The following is a 14,797-nucleotide window of genomic DNA, read 5'->3' on the forward strand; positions in this document are numbered from 1 at the left end:
GCGCGCTCCTTTCCTTCCTTCGCGCCTACCGGGTTAGCTGACGGGTTCGGAGCAGGAAGGTCTCCTACGGCTGGGCCGGAGCCCCGCCGATTCACCCCAAGGAACGTGGTTCCCCGGCTCCCTGACCTGCCCGGAGGCCGGTCGGCGGGATTAGGCGACGGCGCACGGTGCCGTCTGGGTACGGCGTTGAGGACCGCGCTGCGTTATCAAACGTTAATCCTAGGAGGCCCTGATTCCAAGCCGTTCGCCCGGGACGACCGGAGACAGACGGGGCACTCTGGGACGCGAAGGGCGTTTTGTCCCCCTTGGGCCCCTTGGGCACGCTTGAACACCATTGACGCCACCTCACGTGATCGGACGTCAACGGACGGCCCTTCATTCAGGCACTCACCACCGACCTCCCCCGCCCCACAGGGTGCGAAGGCTTGACGGCTAAGGCTATTAGCCTTAGCTTTATGGCTATCGGCAGCACACCGAAGCCCGCACCGGCAGCCCCCGGAGGCCCACCATGAACGCCACCAGCGCCCCCACCACCCAGTACCTCGACGTCACCGGCGGCCGCCTCGCCTACGACGACACCCGGCAGGGCGACGGCACCCCCGTCGTGCTGCTCCCCGGAATGCTCGACACCCGCGCCGCCTACCGGCACCTCCACCCGCTGCTGGCCGCCGCCGGCCGCCGGGTCATCACCATGGACCTGCGCGGCTTCGGCGAATCCTCGATCATCTGGGACGACTACTCCCCCGCCGCCATCGCCACCGACGTCCTCGCCCTGCTCGACCACCTCGGCATCGGCCGCGCCGTCCTGGTCGGCAACTCCTACACCGGCGCGACAGTCGTCAAGGCCGCCGGCGACGCCCCGGAGCGGGTCGCCGGCATCGCCCTGATCGACGCCTTCGTCGAGAACACCCCGCCCGGCGCCCTCATGCGCGGCGCCCTCCGCGTCATGGGCGCCCTGACCGTCCACTCGCCCGCCTTCTGGGGCCTCTACCACCGCAAGCTGGCCTACCCGGGCGCCAAGCCCGCCGACTTCGACACGTACGTGGCCGGACTCGTCGCCGCCATGCGCACCCCCGGCCGCAAGACCGCCACCCGCGGATACGTCGGCGGGGACTCCGCGCCCGTCGGCTGGACCGCGGCCGTCCGCTGCCCCTCGCTCGTCATCATGGGCAGCAAGGACCCCGACTTCCCCAAGCCGGAAGCCGTCGCCGACCGGCAGGCCGCCGCGCTCAACGCGCGGAAGGTCATGATCGACGGATCCGGGCACTACCCGATGGCCGACAACCCGCAGGCCACCGCCGGCGCCCTGCTGCCCTTCCTCGCCGAACTCGCCTGAGCCCCGCCCACCCCGTCCGCCCACGTCAGCCCCGCCCCCACGCGCCGCCCCGCCACGTACGCCTTCCACCGACGGAGAGCCCACACCATGCCCCGAGTAGGACTCACCCCCGAGCAGGTCGTCGACCACGCCCTCGCCCTCATCGACGAGCAGGGCGCCGACGCCCTCACCCTGGCCGCCGTCGCCGCCCGGGCCGGGGTCGCCACCCCGTCGCTGTACAAGCACGTCAGCGGCGGCCTCACCGAACTGCGGCGGCTCATCGCCGTCCGGGTCACCGAGGAACTCGCCGACCGGCTCGCCGAGGCCGCCGTCGGCCGCAGCGGGGACGACGCCGTCGCCACCGTGCTGCGCGCCTACCACGCGTACGCCACCGAGCACCCGCACCGCTACAACGCCCTCCCCCAGGCCCCGCAGCCGGACGACGACCTCACCCGCGCGGCCGGCCGGCTCGTCGGGGTGATCATCGCCGTCCTGCGGGAGTACGGCCTCGACGGCGCGGAGGCGATCCACGCCGCCCGCACCGTCCGCTCCGTCGCCCACGGCTTCGCCTCCCTCTCCATCGGCGGCGGCTTCCAGCTCGCCGAAGACCTGGCCACCACCCAGAGCCGCCTCATCACCCTCCTCACCACCGGCCTCCGCACCTGGCCCACCCCCTGAGACACCGGCCACCGCACCGGCCGCGGCACGACCCGCCCGGCCTCCCACGACGGCGGAACGGCCAGCGCCCCGGGTGAGGCATGCGCGAGAAGTCGGACCCGCCGACTTCCCGTGCAACAGGCGGACGCGGGGGCGCGCCCGGAAACAGCCGGCGGCAGGGCGTGCGCGCGGCAGGCGCGGCGTACGAGGCATGCGCAGCAGGCGCGGCGTGCACGAGAAGTCGGACCCGCCGACTTTCCGTGCGGCGGGCAGGCAGCGGGCCTGGGGGTGGTGGGGGTGGACGGGTTAGTGTGGCCGGGCTGACTGGTGGTCATGACAGGGGACCGCCGACCCCTTGGCGGAGGTCCACGTGCCCGCACCGATAGCGAGGGCGCGGCGGTGGTACCTGCGGCTGCTGGACGGGAACGCCCGGGCGGCGCGGTACGCGCTGGGGGTGCTGCTCGGGGTGACGGCGGTGCTGAGCGTCCTGCCGATCGTGCTGCCGTACAGCTGGCCGCCGTCGGCGCTGGTGCTGCCGCTGGTGGTCGGCGGGCTGCTGTTGCGGCGCGGGCAGCTGCTGGTGCTGGTGTGCGCGGCGCTGGCCGGCGGGGTGCTGGGGGCGGTGGTGCGGGATCCGCTCGGGGTGCGGATCGGGGTGACGCTGGTACTGGCCGCGACCGCGGTGACGGTGCTGGCCGCGAACCGGTTCCGGCACCGGCTGGGTCTGCGCGGGACGCAGGGCGATTCGATGCTGCTGGAGCTGGCCGAGCACACCCGGACGCTGGCCCGGCTTCCGGAGCGGCTGCTCGACTGGCACTTCGACAGTGCGCTGGCGCCGGCCGGCGACACCTCGTTCTCGGGTGACTTCCTGCTGTGCGCGCACCGCCCCGAGGAGGATCTGCTGGAACTGCTGCTGGTGGACGTGTCGGGCAAGGGCAGCCGGGCGGCGGCCCGCTCGACGCACCTGTCGGGCGCGTTCGCGATGCTGCTGGGGCGGGTGCCGCCGGAGGCGTTCCTGCCGGCGGCCAACGACCATCTGGTGCGGATGGGCTGGGAGGACGACTTCGCGACGGCGGTGCACCTCGCGCTGCGTCCGGCGACGGGCGACTACCGGCTGTTCAACGCCGGCCATCCGGCGCCCGCGCAGTTCCGCCGGGCGGACGGCGGCGGCTGGGCGCGGTCGGGGCACGGCGGTCCGGCGCTGGGGCTGGTGTCGGGCGCGCTGTACCCGGCGGTGTCGGGGCGGCTGCGGCGGGGCGATTCGCTGCTGCTGTTCAGTGACGGCCTGGTGGAGGTGCCGGGTCGGGACCTGGACGAGGGGGTGGGTCGGCTGCTGGCGGCGGCCGAGCCGGTGGTGCGGCCGTGGCGGACGCAGCAGCAGCTCACCCGGGGTGCGGCGGAGCGGCTGGTCCGGACGGTGGCGCGGGACGCGGCGGACGACCGGACGCTGGTGCTGGTGCGCCGTCTGGGTCACCATTCACCCGCTTCAGCACCCGCTTGAGAAATAAGGTATGAAGAATTAAGTGCCCGTTCGGGCACCCAGAGGGCACCCACCCCCCGAGAGCGGAAAGGCCGGGTATCCGATGGACCTGACCTCGCCGTGGGTTCCCCCCTCCGAGGACGAGAGCCGGACGCCGCGCAGCAGTCCCACCGCCCGCAGCCCCATGCGCTGCGTGCGCTTACTTCTCGGCTGCACCAGCGCCGCCGAACTGCTCGGCACCGTCCTCGCCGAGGGGCCGGGCTGGATCACCGGCGAGGGTTCCGCGCTCTACCTGCTGGATTCCGCGGGAATGCTCCGGCTGACCGCCTCGCACGGGCTGCCGGACTGGGCCCACGAGCGCTACAGCATCGTCGATCCGGCCGGTGACCTCCCCGCCGCGATGGCCCTGCGGTTACGCCGCCCCTACCTGCTCAGTCCCGAGCACACCAGCGTCGACTACCCGAACAAGAACGCCGGCATGGGCACCGGCATGGTCGCCGTGATCGCCCTGCCGATGGTCGTCGACGAGCGGCCGGTCGGCGTCCTCGCCCTCGCGCTGGCCCACCGGGGCACCGTCCCCCGCCGCGACCTGGACGTCCTGGAGACCATCGGCGAGGCCTGCGCCCACCGGCTGTCCCACCTGCTCGACCACGCGGACGCCCGGATACCCCAGGACCCGGCCGGGGCGCCGCCGGACGGGGCCGGCAGCCTCCCCGCCGGGCTGGCCCACCCGATGCTGTCGCTCGCCGTCCGGGCGGCCGGGCACGGCGCCTTCGAACGCGATCTGGTCACCGGCGAGAGCTACTGGGACGCCGCGGCGTTCCGGGTCACCGGCCAGCCCGCCACCGCCGACGGCTCCGCCCCGGAGCTGGACCGGATCGTCCACCCGGAGGACCTGCCGGACGTGCAGGCGGCGCTCGCCGAATCGCTCACCACCGGCGGGTGGTACCGGATCGGGTACCGGGTGCTGCGCGGGGGCGGCAGGGTGGCGCGGATCGAGGAGACCGGCGAGGTGATGCTGGACGTCCACGGCCGGCCGGTCCGGGTCGCCGGGCTGCTCTCCGACCGGGGCCAGGGCCGCGGCCGGGACCAGGGCCGGGAACACCCAGGGCAGCAGCCCGAGGAACAGTCCACCCCGGCCGGGGCCCGGACGGCGCTGCTGCTCGCGCTCACCCGGTCGCTGTCGCGGGCGGTGACCGTCCGGGACGTCACCACCGCCGTCACGGACGTCGCCCGCCCGGCGTTCGGCGCCGCCAGCATCGTCCTGGACCTGGTGGACGAGGGCCGGCTGCTGCCCGTCTCGCACACCGTGTACGGCGGGCCCAGGCGCACCGAGCTGACCCGGCTGGCGGACCTCTCCGAGAACGTGATGCAGCACGCGCTGACCCGCTCGGCCCCGCTGTTCAGCGAGCCCGGCCCGGACCGGGGCCGGCACGGCCCGCTCACCCCGGCCTCCTGGGCGGTGCTGCCGCTGGTCGCCTCCGGGCGGCAGGTGGGCTCCTGCCTGATCACCTTCTCCGCCGAGCGGGCGTTCGGCCGGGAGGACCGCACCCTGTACTCGGCGTTCGCCGGGATCCTGGCGCAGTCCCTGGAGCGGGCCCGGCTGTACGACACCCACCACCACCGCGCCACCGAGCTGCAGCGCGCGATGCTGCCGCGCACCCTGCCCCGGCTGCCCGGGATCGCCAGTGCCGCCCGCTATCTGCCGAGCACCGAGGGCATGCAGATCGGCGGCGACTGGTACGACCTGCTGAGGCTGCCGGACGGCCGGATCGGGCTGGTGATCGGCGACGTCCAGGGCCACAACGCGGAGGCGACGGCGGTGATGGGCCAGCTGCGCAGCGGCCTGCGGGCGTACGCGACGGACGGGCACGATCCGGCCGCCACGCTGGCCCGGACCAGCCGGCTGCTGACCGAGCTGGACACCGACCTGTTCGCGACCTGCCTCTTCCTGGCCCTGGACCCGGCCGACGGCGCGCTGACCGCGGCCCGGGCCGGGCATCCCGCGCCGGTGCGGATCGCGGACGGCAGGGCCGTCGAGCTCGATCTGCCGGGCGGGCCGCCGCTGGGCGTGGACCCGGGGCAGCCGTACCCGCTGACGGACGGCCGGCTGGCGGTCGGCGAGACGCTGCTGGTGTACACCGACGGGCTGGTCGAGGACCGCGAGGAGGACTACGACGAGTCGGTGCAGCGGATGCTCGGCGGGCTGGAGCTGTGGGCCCGGCAGACCGGCCCGACCCGGGTCGGCGCGGCGCCCGCGCTGGAGCGGCTGGCCGACCTGCTCACGCTGAACGTGACCGAGCGGCGGTCCCGGCCGGACGACGTGGCGCTGTTGCTCCTGCACCGGACGTCGCCCCTTCCGTAACACCGTGCACACGTTCCCCACACATCCCGGGACGTGACTCGGCCATCTGCCGCCCGGCCCGGCCGACGCGCCGCAGGCGCCCCACCGGGGACGAACGTCCTCGGGCCGTCCGGATCGCGGTCGAACGGCGCCGGTTTGACGCCGTATTGACTGGATATTGACGAGATCCGGTCACTTGGCGAGATCCGTTCACACCTTCGTAGGATCATCACCCTAGAATTCGCGGCGTGACGATGACTCAGTGGTGCACAACGGCAACCGGCGTACTCGCCGCCCTCGCCCTCGTGGCCACCGCCCGGTACCGCGCCGTGTCCGTCACCCAGCGCCGCCGCGCCGACCGGCTGCGACGCGACCTCGCCCGGCTCCAGGAGCAGCTGGGCGCCGAACTCTCCCGCCGCGGCGCCGACCTGGCCGCCGTCCAGCAGGAGCAGGAACTCACCGCCTCCACCCAGCGGGCCTTCCTCAGCGTCGCCCGCCGCATCCTCGTCATGGCCCACGACCAGCAGGCCCTGCTCGACGAGATGGAACGCACCCACGACGACCCGGCGCTGCTGGAGGGCCTGCTCAAGGCCGACCACGCCGCCGCCCAACAGGCCCGGCTGGCCCAGACCCTGGCCGTGCTGTGCGGCGCGCGGGCCGGCCGGCACTGGCCCGAGCCGGTCTCGCTGGAGGACGTCGTGCGCGGCGCCCAGTCCCGCATCCTGCCGTTCCAGCGGGTGGTGGTCCGCAGCCGGATCGAGACCGCCGTGGTCGGCGCCGCCGCCGAGGCGCTGATCCACGCCGTCGCCGAGCTGCTGGACAACGCCACCCGCTACTCCCCGCCCAGCACCCAGGTGTTCGTCACCCTGATGCCGGTGCACAACGGAGCCGTCATCGAGATCGACGACGGTGGCGTCGGCATGCCGGAACAGGCCGTCGCCAAGGCCGCCGCCGCCCTCGCCGGCGGCACCAGCCTGGAGGTCTCCCGGCTCGGCGAGGTGCCGCAGCTGGGCCTCGCCGCGGTCGGCCGGCTGGCCGAGCAGTACGGCTTCCGGGTCACCCTCAGCTCGGCGCCCTCGCCGTACGGCGGCGTCCGCGTCGTCGTGATGCTGCCGAACGCCCTGCTCACCGAACCGCTGCCGCCCACCGTCCCCGGCCTCGGACCGGACGACCGGGCGTTCAGCACCGATTTCCGGCCGACCGGACACCCCGCCGGACACCCCCTGGTGGAGACCCCGCCGGCCGGCCGACCCCCCGCGGCCGCCGACACCCCGCCGCCGCTGCCCCGCCGGAGCCACCGACGCGACCGCGCCGCCCGCCCCGCCCAGCACGCCTCTCCCGCGCCGCCGCCCGCCCCGCCGTACCGCTCGGCCCGGGACGCGCAGGCGTTCATGGCGATGTTCCAGGCCGGCACCGCCAGCGGCCGATCGGCCGCCCGGGTCCAGGCCCAGCACGACCCTTCCCTGCCCGCTTCCCCCCGACTTCCCCAGCGCTCCGGAGAGTTCCATGACCACCACCCCTGATCTCGGCTGGATGCTCGCCGACATCGTCAACGTCCCGCAGGTCCAGCACGCCGTCGTCGTCTCCAACGACGGCCTGGAGATCGGCCGCAGCGCGAACATCGCGCGCGAGGACGCCGAACGGCTCGCCGCCGCCTGCTCCGGACTCCAGTCGCTGGCCCGCGGCGTCGCGACCGGGTTCGGCGGACCGGGCAGCGCCACCCGCCAGATCATCATCGAGTACGGCGGCGGCTACCTGTTCATCGTCGCCGCCGGGGCCGGCGCGCACCTGGCCGTGGTGACCAGCGACGCCGTGGACGCCGGCCTGGTCGCCTACCAGATGCAGGTCCTGGTCGAACGGATCGGCAGCCACCTCACCAGCCCGCCGCGGGTCGACCACGCGGCGGGGGGGCACCGGTGAGCGGGCCGGTCCGGCCCTACGTCATCACCGGTGGCCGCAGCCGGTCCACCCGGGCCGAGCTGGCCGTCGAGAGCCTGGTCAGCGCGTTACCCGAGCCGCCGGAGCTCCCCGACCACGCCCTGCTCAACCGCGAGCACCGGCGCATCCTCGCGCTCTGCCACAGCCTGCTGTCGATCGCCGAGGTGGCGGCCCACCTGGGGCTGCCGCTCGGCGTCGTCAAGGTGCTGGTCGGCGACCTCTGGGACCTCGGCGCCGTCCAGGTCCTCCCGCCCGTCCCGCAGGCCGAACGCCTGCCCGCAACCCTTCTGGAAGAGGTGCTCGTTGGCCTCCGCCAACTCCGCTGAAGCCCCCGGGGCCACCGCCGACCTGCCCGCCGAGCCGCGGTACCTGCCGTCCTCGGTCCAGGGCGCGGTGAAGATCCTGGTCACCGGCCCGTTCGGGGTCGGCAAGACCACGCTGGTCGGCTCGCTCAGCGAGATCACTCCGCTGCGCACCGAGGAGACGATGACCGCCGCCAGCAGCGGCATCGACGACCTCACCGGGCGCGCCGGCAAGACCACCACCACGGTCGCGCTCGACTTCGGCCGGATCACGCTCAACCCGCGGCTCGCGCTGTACCTGTTCGGCACACCCGGCCAGCGGCGGTTCTGGCCGCTCTGGGACGACCTGTCGCGCGGCGCGCTCGGCGCCATCGCCATGGTCGACCTGCGCCGCCCGGACGAGAGCTTCGACGTGCTCGGCCGCCTGGAAGAGCAGCGCATCCCGTTCGCCGTGGCGGTCAACACCTTCTCGGACACGCCGAGTTACCCCGAGGAGGAGCTGCGCTCCGCCCTCGACCTGCTGCCGGAGGTACCGATCCTGCACTGCGACGCCCGCGACCGGCGGCAGTCCTACGACCTGCTGATCGACTTCGTCGACCACCTGCACCGCAGCTCGATCCTGGAGCTCCAGGGATGACCGCGCCCGAACCCGGCACCGCCTCCCCCGGCTGCCCGTTCCCGCACGGCGGCAGCCTGCCCGCCGGCCTCCCGCTGACCCCGCTGTACGGCCCCGCCGTCGCCGAGGACCCGCACGGCCTGTACGCCCGGCTGCGCCAGCGCTACGGCCCGGTCGCGCCGATCGAGCTGGAGCCCGGGGTCGAGGCCTGGCTCGTCCTCGGCTACGCCGAACTGCTCGAACTCACCCGCAACGAGGCGCTGTTCTCCAAGGACTCGCGCCGCTGGCGGGTGCCCGCCGAGGGCCGGCTGTCCCCCGACTCCCGGCTGCTGCCGATGACCTCCTGGCGGCCCACCCTGCTCAACCTGGACGGCGCCGAGCACCAGCGGCTGCGCTCCGCCGTCTCGGACACCCTCTCCCAGATCGACCACCGCCAGCTGCGCGAGACCACCGAGGCCTGCGCCAACGACCTCATCGACAGCTGGGGCCCGGACGGCACCGCCGACCTGATCGCCCAGTACGCCCGCCCGCTGCCGCTGCTGGTCTTCACCCAGCTGGTCGGCCTGCCCCGCGAGGCCGGGCCCCACCTGGTCGAGCTGATCAGCCACTTCGTGGACAGCGGCCCCAAGTCGGTGCGCGCCAACGCCGAGTTCCAGGCGATCCTGGTCGACCTGGTCCGGCGCCGCCGGACCGCCCCCAGCGCCGACCTCACCTCCTGGCTGCTCGCCCACCCGGCCGGGCTCACCGACGAGGAGGCCGTGCACCACCTGGTGGTGATGCTGGTCGCGGGCAACGAGACCAGCATCAACTGGACCGGCAACACGCTGCGGCTGCTACTCACCGACCGCCGGTTCCGGGCCACCCTCACCGGCGGGCGGCTCACCGTCTCCGACGCGCTGGAGGAGGTGCTCTGGCGCGACCCGCCGACGCAGAACTTCCCCGGCCGCTGGGCCACCGGCGACACCGTCCTCGGCGGCCAGTACATCAGCGCCGGCGACATGCTCGTCCTCGGCCTGGCCGCGGCCAACGCCGACCCGGCCGCCCAGGGCGTCGCCTCCGCCGCCCAGGGCTCGCTCGGCGGCAACCGGGCCCACCTCGCCTGGGGCGCCGGACGGCACGTCTGCCCGGCCCAGCACCCGGCCCGGATCATCGTCGAGACCGCCGTCGAGACCCTGCTGCACCGCCTGCCCGATCTCCAACTCGCCGTCCCCGCCGGCGACCTGGGATGGCGCCCGTCCCCGTGGTCACGGGCCCTGCTCGGCCTGCCGGTGCTGTACAGCGCCTTCACCCCGCCCCGCCCGCCAGCCCCCGAAAGGCCCGCATGGACACCGCCGTCGACCCCCGACCCGAGCCCGTCAGACTCGACCCCTTCGGACGCGACCAGCACCAGGAGAACGCCCGCCTCCGGGCGGCCGGCCCCGCGGTCCTGGTGGAGCTCCCTGGCGGGGTGGTGGTCTGGGCGATAACCCACCACGACACCCTCCAGGCGCTGCTCGCCGACCACCGGGTGGGCAAGAACGCCCAGCTGTGGACGACCTTCCGGGAGGGCCGGCTGCCCCAGGGCTGGCCGCTGCTCAACTTCGTCACCGTGCCCGGCATGGTCACCGCCGACGGCGACGACCACCGGCGGCTGCGCGGCCTGGTCAGCCAGGCCTTCACCCCGCGCCGAATAGCCGACCTGGCGCCCGCGATCGAGGCCCGCACCGTCTCGCTGCTCGACCGGGTCGCCGAGCTGGACGGCGCGTTCGACCTGCGCGAGCACTTCGCCTACCCGCTGCCGATGCAGGTGATCGGCGAACTGCTCGGCCTGGCGCTGGAGGAGCAGGACAGGCTGCACGAGCTCTCCGACACCCTGGTCTCCAGCTCGGCCACCCCGGCGGCGGCCGCCGCCGCGCAGCAGGCCCTGTACGCGCTGCTGGGCTCCGTGGTGGCGGCCAAGCGGGCCGCGCCCGGCGACGACCTCACCACCGACCTGATCGCCGCCCGCGAGGCCGGGGACCGGCTCAGCGAGGCCGAACTGGTCGGCACCCTGCTGCTGATGCTGGTCGCCGGGCACGAGACCACGCTCAACCTGATCACCAACGCCGTCCGGGCCCTGCTCGCCCACCCCGACCAGCTGCGGCTGGTGCTCTCCGGCGAGCAGCCGTGGTCGGCGGTCATCGAGGAGACGCTGCGCTACGACTCGCCGGTCGGCCAGTTCCCGCTGCGCTACGCGACCGAGGACATCGAGGTCGGTGACGTGGTGATCCGGCGCGGCGAGGCGCTGCTCGCCTCCTACGCGGCGGCCGGCCGCGACGCCGGGCACCACCCGGACGCCGACCGCTTCGACGTCACCCGGCGGCCCAACCGGCACCTGTCGCTCGGCCACGGCCCGCACTTCTGCCTCGGCTCCGGACTGGCCCGGCTGGAGGCCGAGACCGCGCTGCGGCACCTGTTCGGACGGTTCCCCGGGCTGGCCCTCGCCGAGGGCGACGCGCCGGAGCCGATCGGCTCCTTCATCAGCAACAGCGTGCGAACCCTGCGGGTGACGGTCTGAGCCGCCCGGTTACCTGAAGGCGGCCCGGGTCGTTCGGCAGTGCATGAAGAAACTCGCCACCCTGACCGCCCTCACCATGGCGGGCCTCGCGCTCGCCGCCCCGGCGGCGTCCGCCACCACCCAGACCGCGAGCTCCCCGGACGCCACCGGGGGCCTCACCGACGGTCTCAACCTCTCCCCGGCCGACCTCGCCATCCACGCCGCCGGCAAGTTGCCGGTGGTCGGCCACACCGCCCAGGAGGTGGAGGCCGTCGGCACCAACCAGATGACCCACCCGGGGCTCAGCGGTCAGATCGGCTGACCCGGATCGACTGACCCGGATCGGCTGACCACGCCCACCGGGCACCGCCCCGGTTGCCGCCACCCCCGTCGGCGGCAACCGGGGCTTCGCCGTTCCCGGGCCCGCCCGGCGCCGCCGGACCGCCCGGCCCGCGCCGCCGGGCCCGCTCCGCGCCGATCTGACCGCGAGAAGCCCGCTCAGAAGAGGCCGTTCAGCTCCTGGTAGGTCAGCCCGCCCTCCAGGGCGGTGTAGGTGCCGCTCGCGTACACCTCCGCGGCGGCCCGGCGCACCGCCGCGTACGCCACCTCGGCCAGCCCGGGGCCGAGGCTCACCCGGGCCACGCCCAGCTTCGCCAGCTCCGGGACGGACGGCGCGCCCGGCCCCGCCAGCACGTTCAGCGGCACCGGGACGGCCGCGGCCAGCGCGGTGATCGTCTCCCGGTCCGCGACACCGGGCACGAACACGCCGTCCGCACCCGCCTCGACGTAGGCCCGCAGCCGGCGCACCGCGTCGTCCAGCCGGCCCTCCGGCGCGCCGATCCCGTGCAGGAACACGTCGGTGCGCGCGTTGACGTAGGCGGGCACGCCCGCCGCGTCCGCCGCCGCCCGGGCCGCCGCGATCCGCTCGGCGGCCTCGGCCACCGGCCGGCCCTCGTCCTCCAGGTTGACGCCGACCGCGCCGGTGGCCAGCAGCGCGGCGACGGACTCGCCGACGCCGGCGGCGGTCCGCGCGAAGCCGCTCTCCAGGTCGGCGGTGACCGGCAGGTCCACCGCACGGACCACCTGCGCCGTCCGCACGAGGACCTGTTCGAGGTCGGCGCCGCCGCCGTCCCGGCTGCCGAGCGACCAGGAGACGCTCGCACTGGCCGTCGCCACCGCCCGCGCTCCGGCGGCGGCGACCAGGCGGGCGCTCGCCGCGTCCCACACGTTGGCGAGCACCAGCGGCTCGCCCGGCCGGTGCAGTTCCCGGAGCAGCCGGGCCTTCTCCTGCTGGACGTCCACCATGTCCACCATGTCCGCCATGTTCGTCATGTCCCCGGGCCTCACTTGGCGGCCGGGCTGAGCCGGGAGGCCACCCCGATCCGGTTCCAGGCGTTGATGGTGACGATCAGCGCGATCAGCTGGGCCAGCTCGGTCTCGTCGAACTGGGCGGCCGCCTCGGCGTAGACCGCGTCCGGGACGTGGCCCTGGGTCAGCAGGGTGACCGACTCGGTGAGGGCCAGCGCGGCCCGCTCCCGGGCGGTGAACCAGGGGGTCTCGCGCCAGGCCGGGAGGGAGAGCAGCCGGTGGTCCTGCTCGCCGCCCTTCAGGGCGTCGGTGCTGTGCATGTCGATGCAGAAGGCGCAGCCGTTGATCATCGAGGCGTGCACCTTGACCAGCTCGGCGAGCGTGTGGTCGATGCCCTTCCGGGCGGCGCGGTCCACCGCGATCATGGCCTGGTAGAAGTCGGGGGCCAGGCTGTGCAGCGCGAGGCGCTGGGCGGGGGCCGGGACCGGGGCCTCGGTCGGCTGGTGCTCGTTCGTCGTCATGGCCACCAGCCTAGGGACCTGGTGGACCTGTTCCCTGGTGCATTTGAACCGCGAAATCCTGGGCCACTTCGGCCTGCGCCCGGCCGTGGGGCGAGTGTGCCACGGCGGCGGCCGAAAAGGGAGGGCCCTGGGCGCCTCAGGGCGCGGACGCGCACTCCCGGCGCGCGAACGGGAGTGCGAGGATCGACCGTGGGGGCGCCACCACGCGTGCCCCCGCCGGGCGAGGTCAGGGGGCCGCGATCGTGTGTACGGCGTTCGTCAGCATCGAACCGGGAGCGGCCGTGCCGGTGCTGCTCCTCTCCGTCCGGGACGAGTACCTGGGGCGCGGCTGGCTGCCGCCGGACCACCACTGGCCGGACCGGCCGGCCCTGGTCGGCGGACTCGACCTCGCCGCCGGCGGCACCTGGCTGGCCGTCGACCCCGGGCGGCGGACCGCCGCCTGCCTGCTGAACGGCTTCGGGCCGCTCGCCCCCGCCGACACCCGGCTGTCCCGTGGCGAACTGCCGCTCACCGCCGTCCGGGACGGCGGGATCGGCCACCTCGACCTCACCCCGTACGACCCGTTCCACCTCGTCCTGGTCCGGCCCGACGGCGCCCGGGTCGCCAGCTGGGGCGGCGGCCGGCTGGAGGAGCGCGAACTGCCGGTCGGCCTCAGCGTGGTGCTCAACGACGGGCTGGAGGGCACGGCCGCCAACCGGACCGCCTCCGAGCGGATCCGCGCGCTGATGGCCGCCCGCGCCGACCGCTTCCGGGCCCGCCTCGCCGCCGCGCCCCGGCCGGAGCCGACCGGCGACGGGCCCGCCGAACGGGCCTGGGGCGACTGGCTGCCGATCGTCACGGGCGACGGCCTGCCGCTGGACGACGACGCGGCGCTGATCCAGCGGCGGGACTTCGGCGACGGGCGGATCTGGGGGTCCTCCTCGATCTCGCTGCTCGCGCTCGGGCCGGACGGGCCGCGCTACGACTTCGCCCCCGCGCCGGTGCCCGCCGACGGCGGGGCGTGGCGGCGGGTGCCGCTCGGCGGAGGCGGGTCGGCGGCGCGGTCCGGCGGCTGACCGGCTGCCAACCGGCGACTGGCCGGCAGCGGTGGCGCCCAGACGTCCGCTCGATGAACTTCTGGCGGCGGGGCTGCCGGGCGTCTACATGCCCGTAGTAGCTTCGCGGGGCTCCCCCGGATCCAGACCCCCGAGCGAAGGTGCGCGATGTCCACCCTGACCTACCCGGAAGCGATAGGCGTCGGCCTGCTGCAGGGTGTGACGGAACTCTTCCCGGTCTCCAGCCTGGGCCACAGCATCCTGCTCCCCGCCCTGATCGGCGGGAAGATCCAGCGGGACCTCGACATGACCGCCGAGGGCTCCTCCTACCTCGCCGTCCTGGTCGGCCTGCACCTGGCCACCGCGTTCGCGCTGGTGGTGTTCTTCCGCAAGGACTGGGTCCGGGTGATCGGCGGCTTCTTCAGCTCGATCCGCCGCCGCCGGGTCGAGAGCCGGGACGAGAAGCTCGCCTGGCTGCTGATCATCTCCACCATCCCGGTCGGGGTGGCGGGCCTCGCCCTGGAGAAGGCGCTGCGCAACGCGCTCGGCAAGCCCGTCCCGGCCGCCGTCTTCCTGGCCCTCAACGGGCTGGTGCTGCTCGGTGCCGAACGGCTCAAGCGCGGCGGCACCGGCCGCGGGGGGGGGGGGGGGGGGCGGGCCCCCCCCCCCCGCGCCCCGCCGGGGGCGGGGGGGGGGGGGGGGGGGGGGGGGCCGCCCCCGCGCGCCGCCCGCCCGCGGCGGCGCGCGCAGAGCCGCCCCCCGCACAC

Annotated in this window: 15 protein-coding genes and 1 riboswitch; of the genes, 13 read left to right on the forward strand and 2 right to left on the reverse strand. The window is 74.9% G+C overall.

Going from position 1 to position 14,797, the window contains the following annotated elements:
- Positions 1-8: 8 nt before the first annotated feature.
- Positions 9-167, reverse strand: a riboswitch (cyclic di-AMP (ydaO/yuaA leader).
- Positions 168-508: 341 nt separating this feature from the next.
- The 11 genes from ACFV61_RS17525 to ACFV61_RS17575 all read left to right on the forward strand — a co-directional run bounded on the left by ACFV61_RS17525 (position 509) and on the right by ACFV61_RS17575 (position 11,489).
- Positions 509-1,336, forward strand: coding sequence for an alpha/beta fold hydrolase (locus tag ACFV61_RS17525; RefSeq protein ID WP_380492496.1), 828 nt, complete (start codon positions 509-511; stop codon positions 1,334-1,336).
- A gap of 87 nt (positions 1,337-1,423) precedes the next feature.
- Entirely contained in the window at positions 1,424-1,993 is a 570-nt protein-coding gene (locus ACFV61_RS17530; protein WP_063348304.1) for a TetR/AcrR family transcriptional regulator, read from the forward strand.
- Positions 1,994-2,342: 349 nt separating this feature from the next.
- Positions 2,343-3,473 (forward strand): PP2C family protein-serine/threonine phosphatase, encoded by a 1,131-nt coding sequence (locus ACFV61_RS17535; RefSeq protein ID WP_380428817.1) that lies wholly within the window; start codon positions 2,343-2,345, stop codon positions 3,471-3,473.
- An 82-nt stretch (positions 3,474-3,555) separates the two neighbouring features.
- Entirely contained in the window at positions 3,556-5,817 is a 2,262-nt protein-coding gene (locus ACFV61_RS17540) for a SpoIIE family protein phosphatase (RefSeq protein WP_380492498.1), read from the forward strand.
- 233 nt (positions 5,818-6,050) lie between these two features.
- Complete coding sequence (locus ACFV61_RS17545) at positions 6,051-7,319, forward strand: sensor histidine kinase (RefSeq protein WP_380374917.1); 1,269 nt, start codon at positions 6,051-6,053, stop codon at positions 7,317-7,319.
- Positions 7,303-7,716, forward strand: a complete 414-nt coding sequence (locus tag ACFV61_RS17550; RefSeq protein WP_063348307.1) for a roadblock/LC7 domain-containing protein — start codon at positions 7,303-7,305, stop codon at positions 7,714-7,716. Before ACFV61_RS17545 ends, ACFV61_RS17550 begins: the two co-directional genes overlap by 17 nt.
- Positions 7,713-8,060 (forward strand): DUF742 domain-containing protein, encoded by a 348-nt coding sequence (locus tag ACFV61_RS17555; RefSeq protein ID WP_063348308.1) that lies wholly within the window; start codon positions 7,713-7,715, stop codon positions 8,058-8,060. The genes ACFV61_RS17550 and ACFV61_RS17555 overlap by 4 nt, the downstream gene beginning before the upstream one ends.
- On the forward strand, positions 8,038-8,673 hold the full coding sequence (locus ACFV61_RS17560) for an ATP/GTP-binding protein (protein WP_380335493.1): 636 nt from the start codon (positions 8,038-8,040) through the stop codon (positions 8,671-8,673). The genes ACFV61_RS17555 and ACFV61_RS17560 overlap by 23 nt, the downstream gene beginning before the upstream one ends.
- Positions 8,670-10,118: a cytochrome P450 gene (locus tag ACFV61_RS17565; RefSeq protein ID WP_380492500.1), complete on the forward strand. Its 1,449-nt coding sequence runs from the start codon at positions 8,670-8,672 to the stop codon at positions 10,116-10,118. The genes ACFV61_RS17560 and ACFV61_RS17565 overlap by 4 nt, the downstream gene beginning before the upstream one ends.
- Positions 10,082-11,188, forward strand: a complete 1,107-nt coding sequence (locus tag ACFV61_RS17570) for a cytochrome P450 (RefSeq protein ID WP_380428808.1) — start codon at positions 10,082-10,084, stop codon at positions 11,186-11,188. The genes ACFV61_RS17565 and ACFV61_RS17570 overlap by 37 nt, the downstream gene beginning before the upstream one ends.
- A 43-nt stretch (positions 11,189-11,231) precedes the next feature.
- Positions 11,232-11,489, forward strand: a complete 258-nt coding sequence (locus ACFV61_RS17575; protein WP_380492502.1) for a hypothetical protein — start codon at positions 11,232-11,234, stop codon at positions 11,487-11,489.
- Positions 11,490-11,665: 176 nt separating this feature from the next.
- On the opposite strand, the gene ACFV61_RS17580 is transcribed toward ACFV61_RS17575, so the two are convergent.
- Together ACFV61_RS17580 and ACFV61_RS17585 are read right to left on the reverse strand one after the other, a co-directional pair.
- The gene (locus tag ACFV61_RS17580; protein WP_380492504.1) at positions 11,666-12,499 is read right to left on the reverse strand and encodes an isocitrate lyase/phosphoenolpyruvate mutase family protein; all 834 of its coding nucleotides are present in this window, start codon (positions 12,497-12,499) and stop codon (positions 11,666-11,668) included.
- Between the two features lie 11 nt (positions 12,500-12,510).
- Complete coding sequence (locus ACFV61_RS17585) at positions 12,511-12,996, reverse strand: carboxymuconolactone decarboxylase family protein (RefSeq protein WP_063348311.1); 486 nt, start codon at positions 12,994-12,996, stop codon at positions 12,511-12,513.
- 242 nt (positions 12,997-13,238) lie between these two features.
- Here ACFV61_RS17585 and ACFV61_RS17590 point away from each other — a divergent pair, with 242 nt between their 5' ends.
- On the forward strand, positions 13,239-14,051 hold the full coding sequence (locus ACFV61_RS17590) for an NRDE family protein (protein ID WP_063348312.1): 813 nt from the start codon (positions 13,239-13,241) through the stop codon (positions 14,049-14,051).
- A 147-nt stretch (positions 14,052-14,198) separates the two neighbouring features.
- On the forward strand, positions 14,199-14,797 hold a 599-nt coding region (locus ACFV61_RS17595), incomplete at its 3' end, for an undecaprenyl-diphosphate phosphatase (protein WP_380492506.1).

Source organism: Kitasatospora sp. NPDC059817 (genome assembly GCF_042731835.1).
In the GTDB taxonomy this organism is placed as follows: Bacteria; Actinomycetota; Actinomycetes; order Streptomycetales; family Streptomycetaceae; genus Kitasatospora.

Bases quoted from the DNA above. Each gene is read 5' to 3' on its own strand.
- ACFV61_RS17580 (WP_380492504.1), bottom strand. From the start codon at position 12,499: ATGACGAACATGGCGGACATGGTGGACATGGTGGACGTCCAGCAGGAG.
- ACFV61_RS17540 (WP_380492498.1), top strand. From the start codon at position 3,556: ATGGACCTGACCTCGCCGTGGGTTCCCCCCTCCGAGGACGAGAGCCGG.
- ACFV61_RS17530 (WP_063348304.1), top strand. From the start codon at position 1,424: ATGCCCCGAGTAGGACTCACCCCCGAGCAGGTCGTCGACCACGCCCTC.
- ACFV61_RS17545 (WP_380374917.1), top strand. From the start codon at position 6,051: ATGACTCAGTGGTGCACAACGGCAACCGGCGTACTCGCCGCCCTCGCC.
- ACFV61_RS17585 (WP_063348311.1), bottom strand. From the start codon at position 12,996: ATGACGACGAACGAGCACCAGCCGACCGAGGCCCCGGTCCCGGCCCCC.
- ACFV61_RS17575 (WP_380492502.1), top strand. From the start codon at position 11,232: ATGAAGAAACTCGCCACCCTGACCGCCCTCACCATGGCGGGCCTCGCG.
- ACFV61_RS17550 (WP_063348307.1), top strand. From the start codon at position 7,303: ATGACCACCACCCCTGATCTCGGCTGGATGCTCGCCGACATCGTCAAC.
- ACFV61_RS17525 (WP_380492496.1), top strand. From the start codon at position 509: ATGAACGCCACCAGCGCCCCCACCACCCAGTACCTCGACGTCACCGGC.
- ACFV61_RS17565 (WP_380492500.1), top strand. From the start codon at position 8,670: ATGACCGCGCCCGAACCCGGCACCGCCTCCCCCGGCTGCCCGTTCCCG.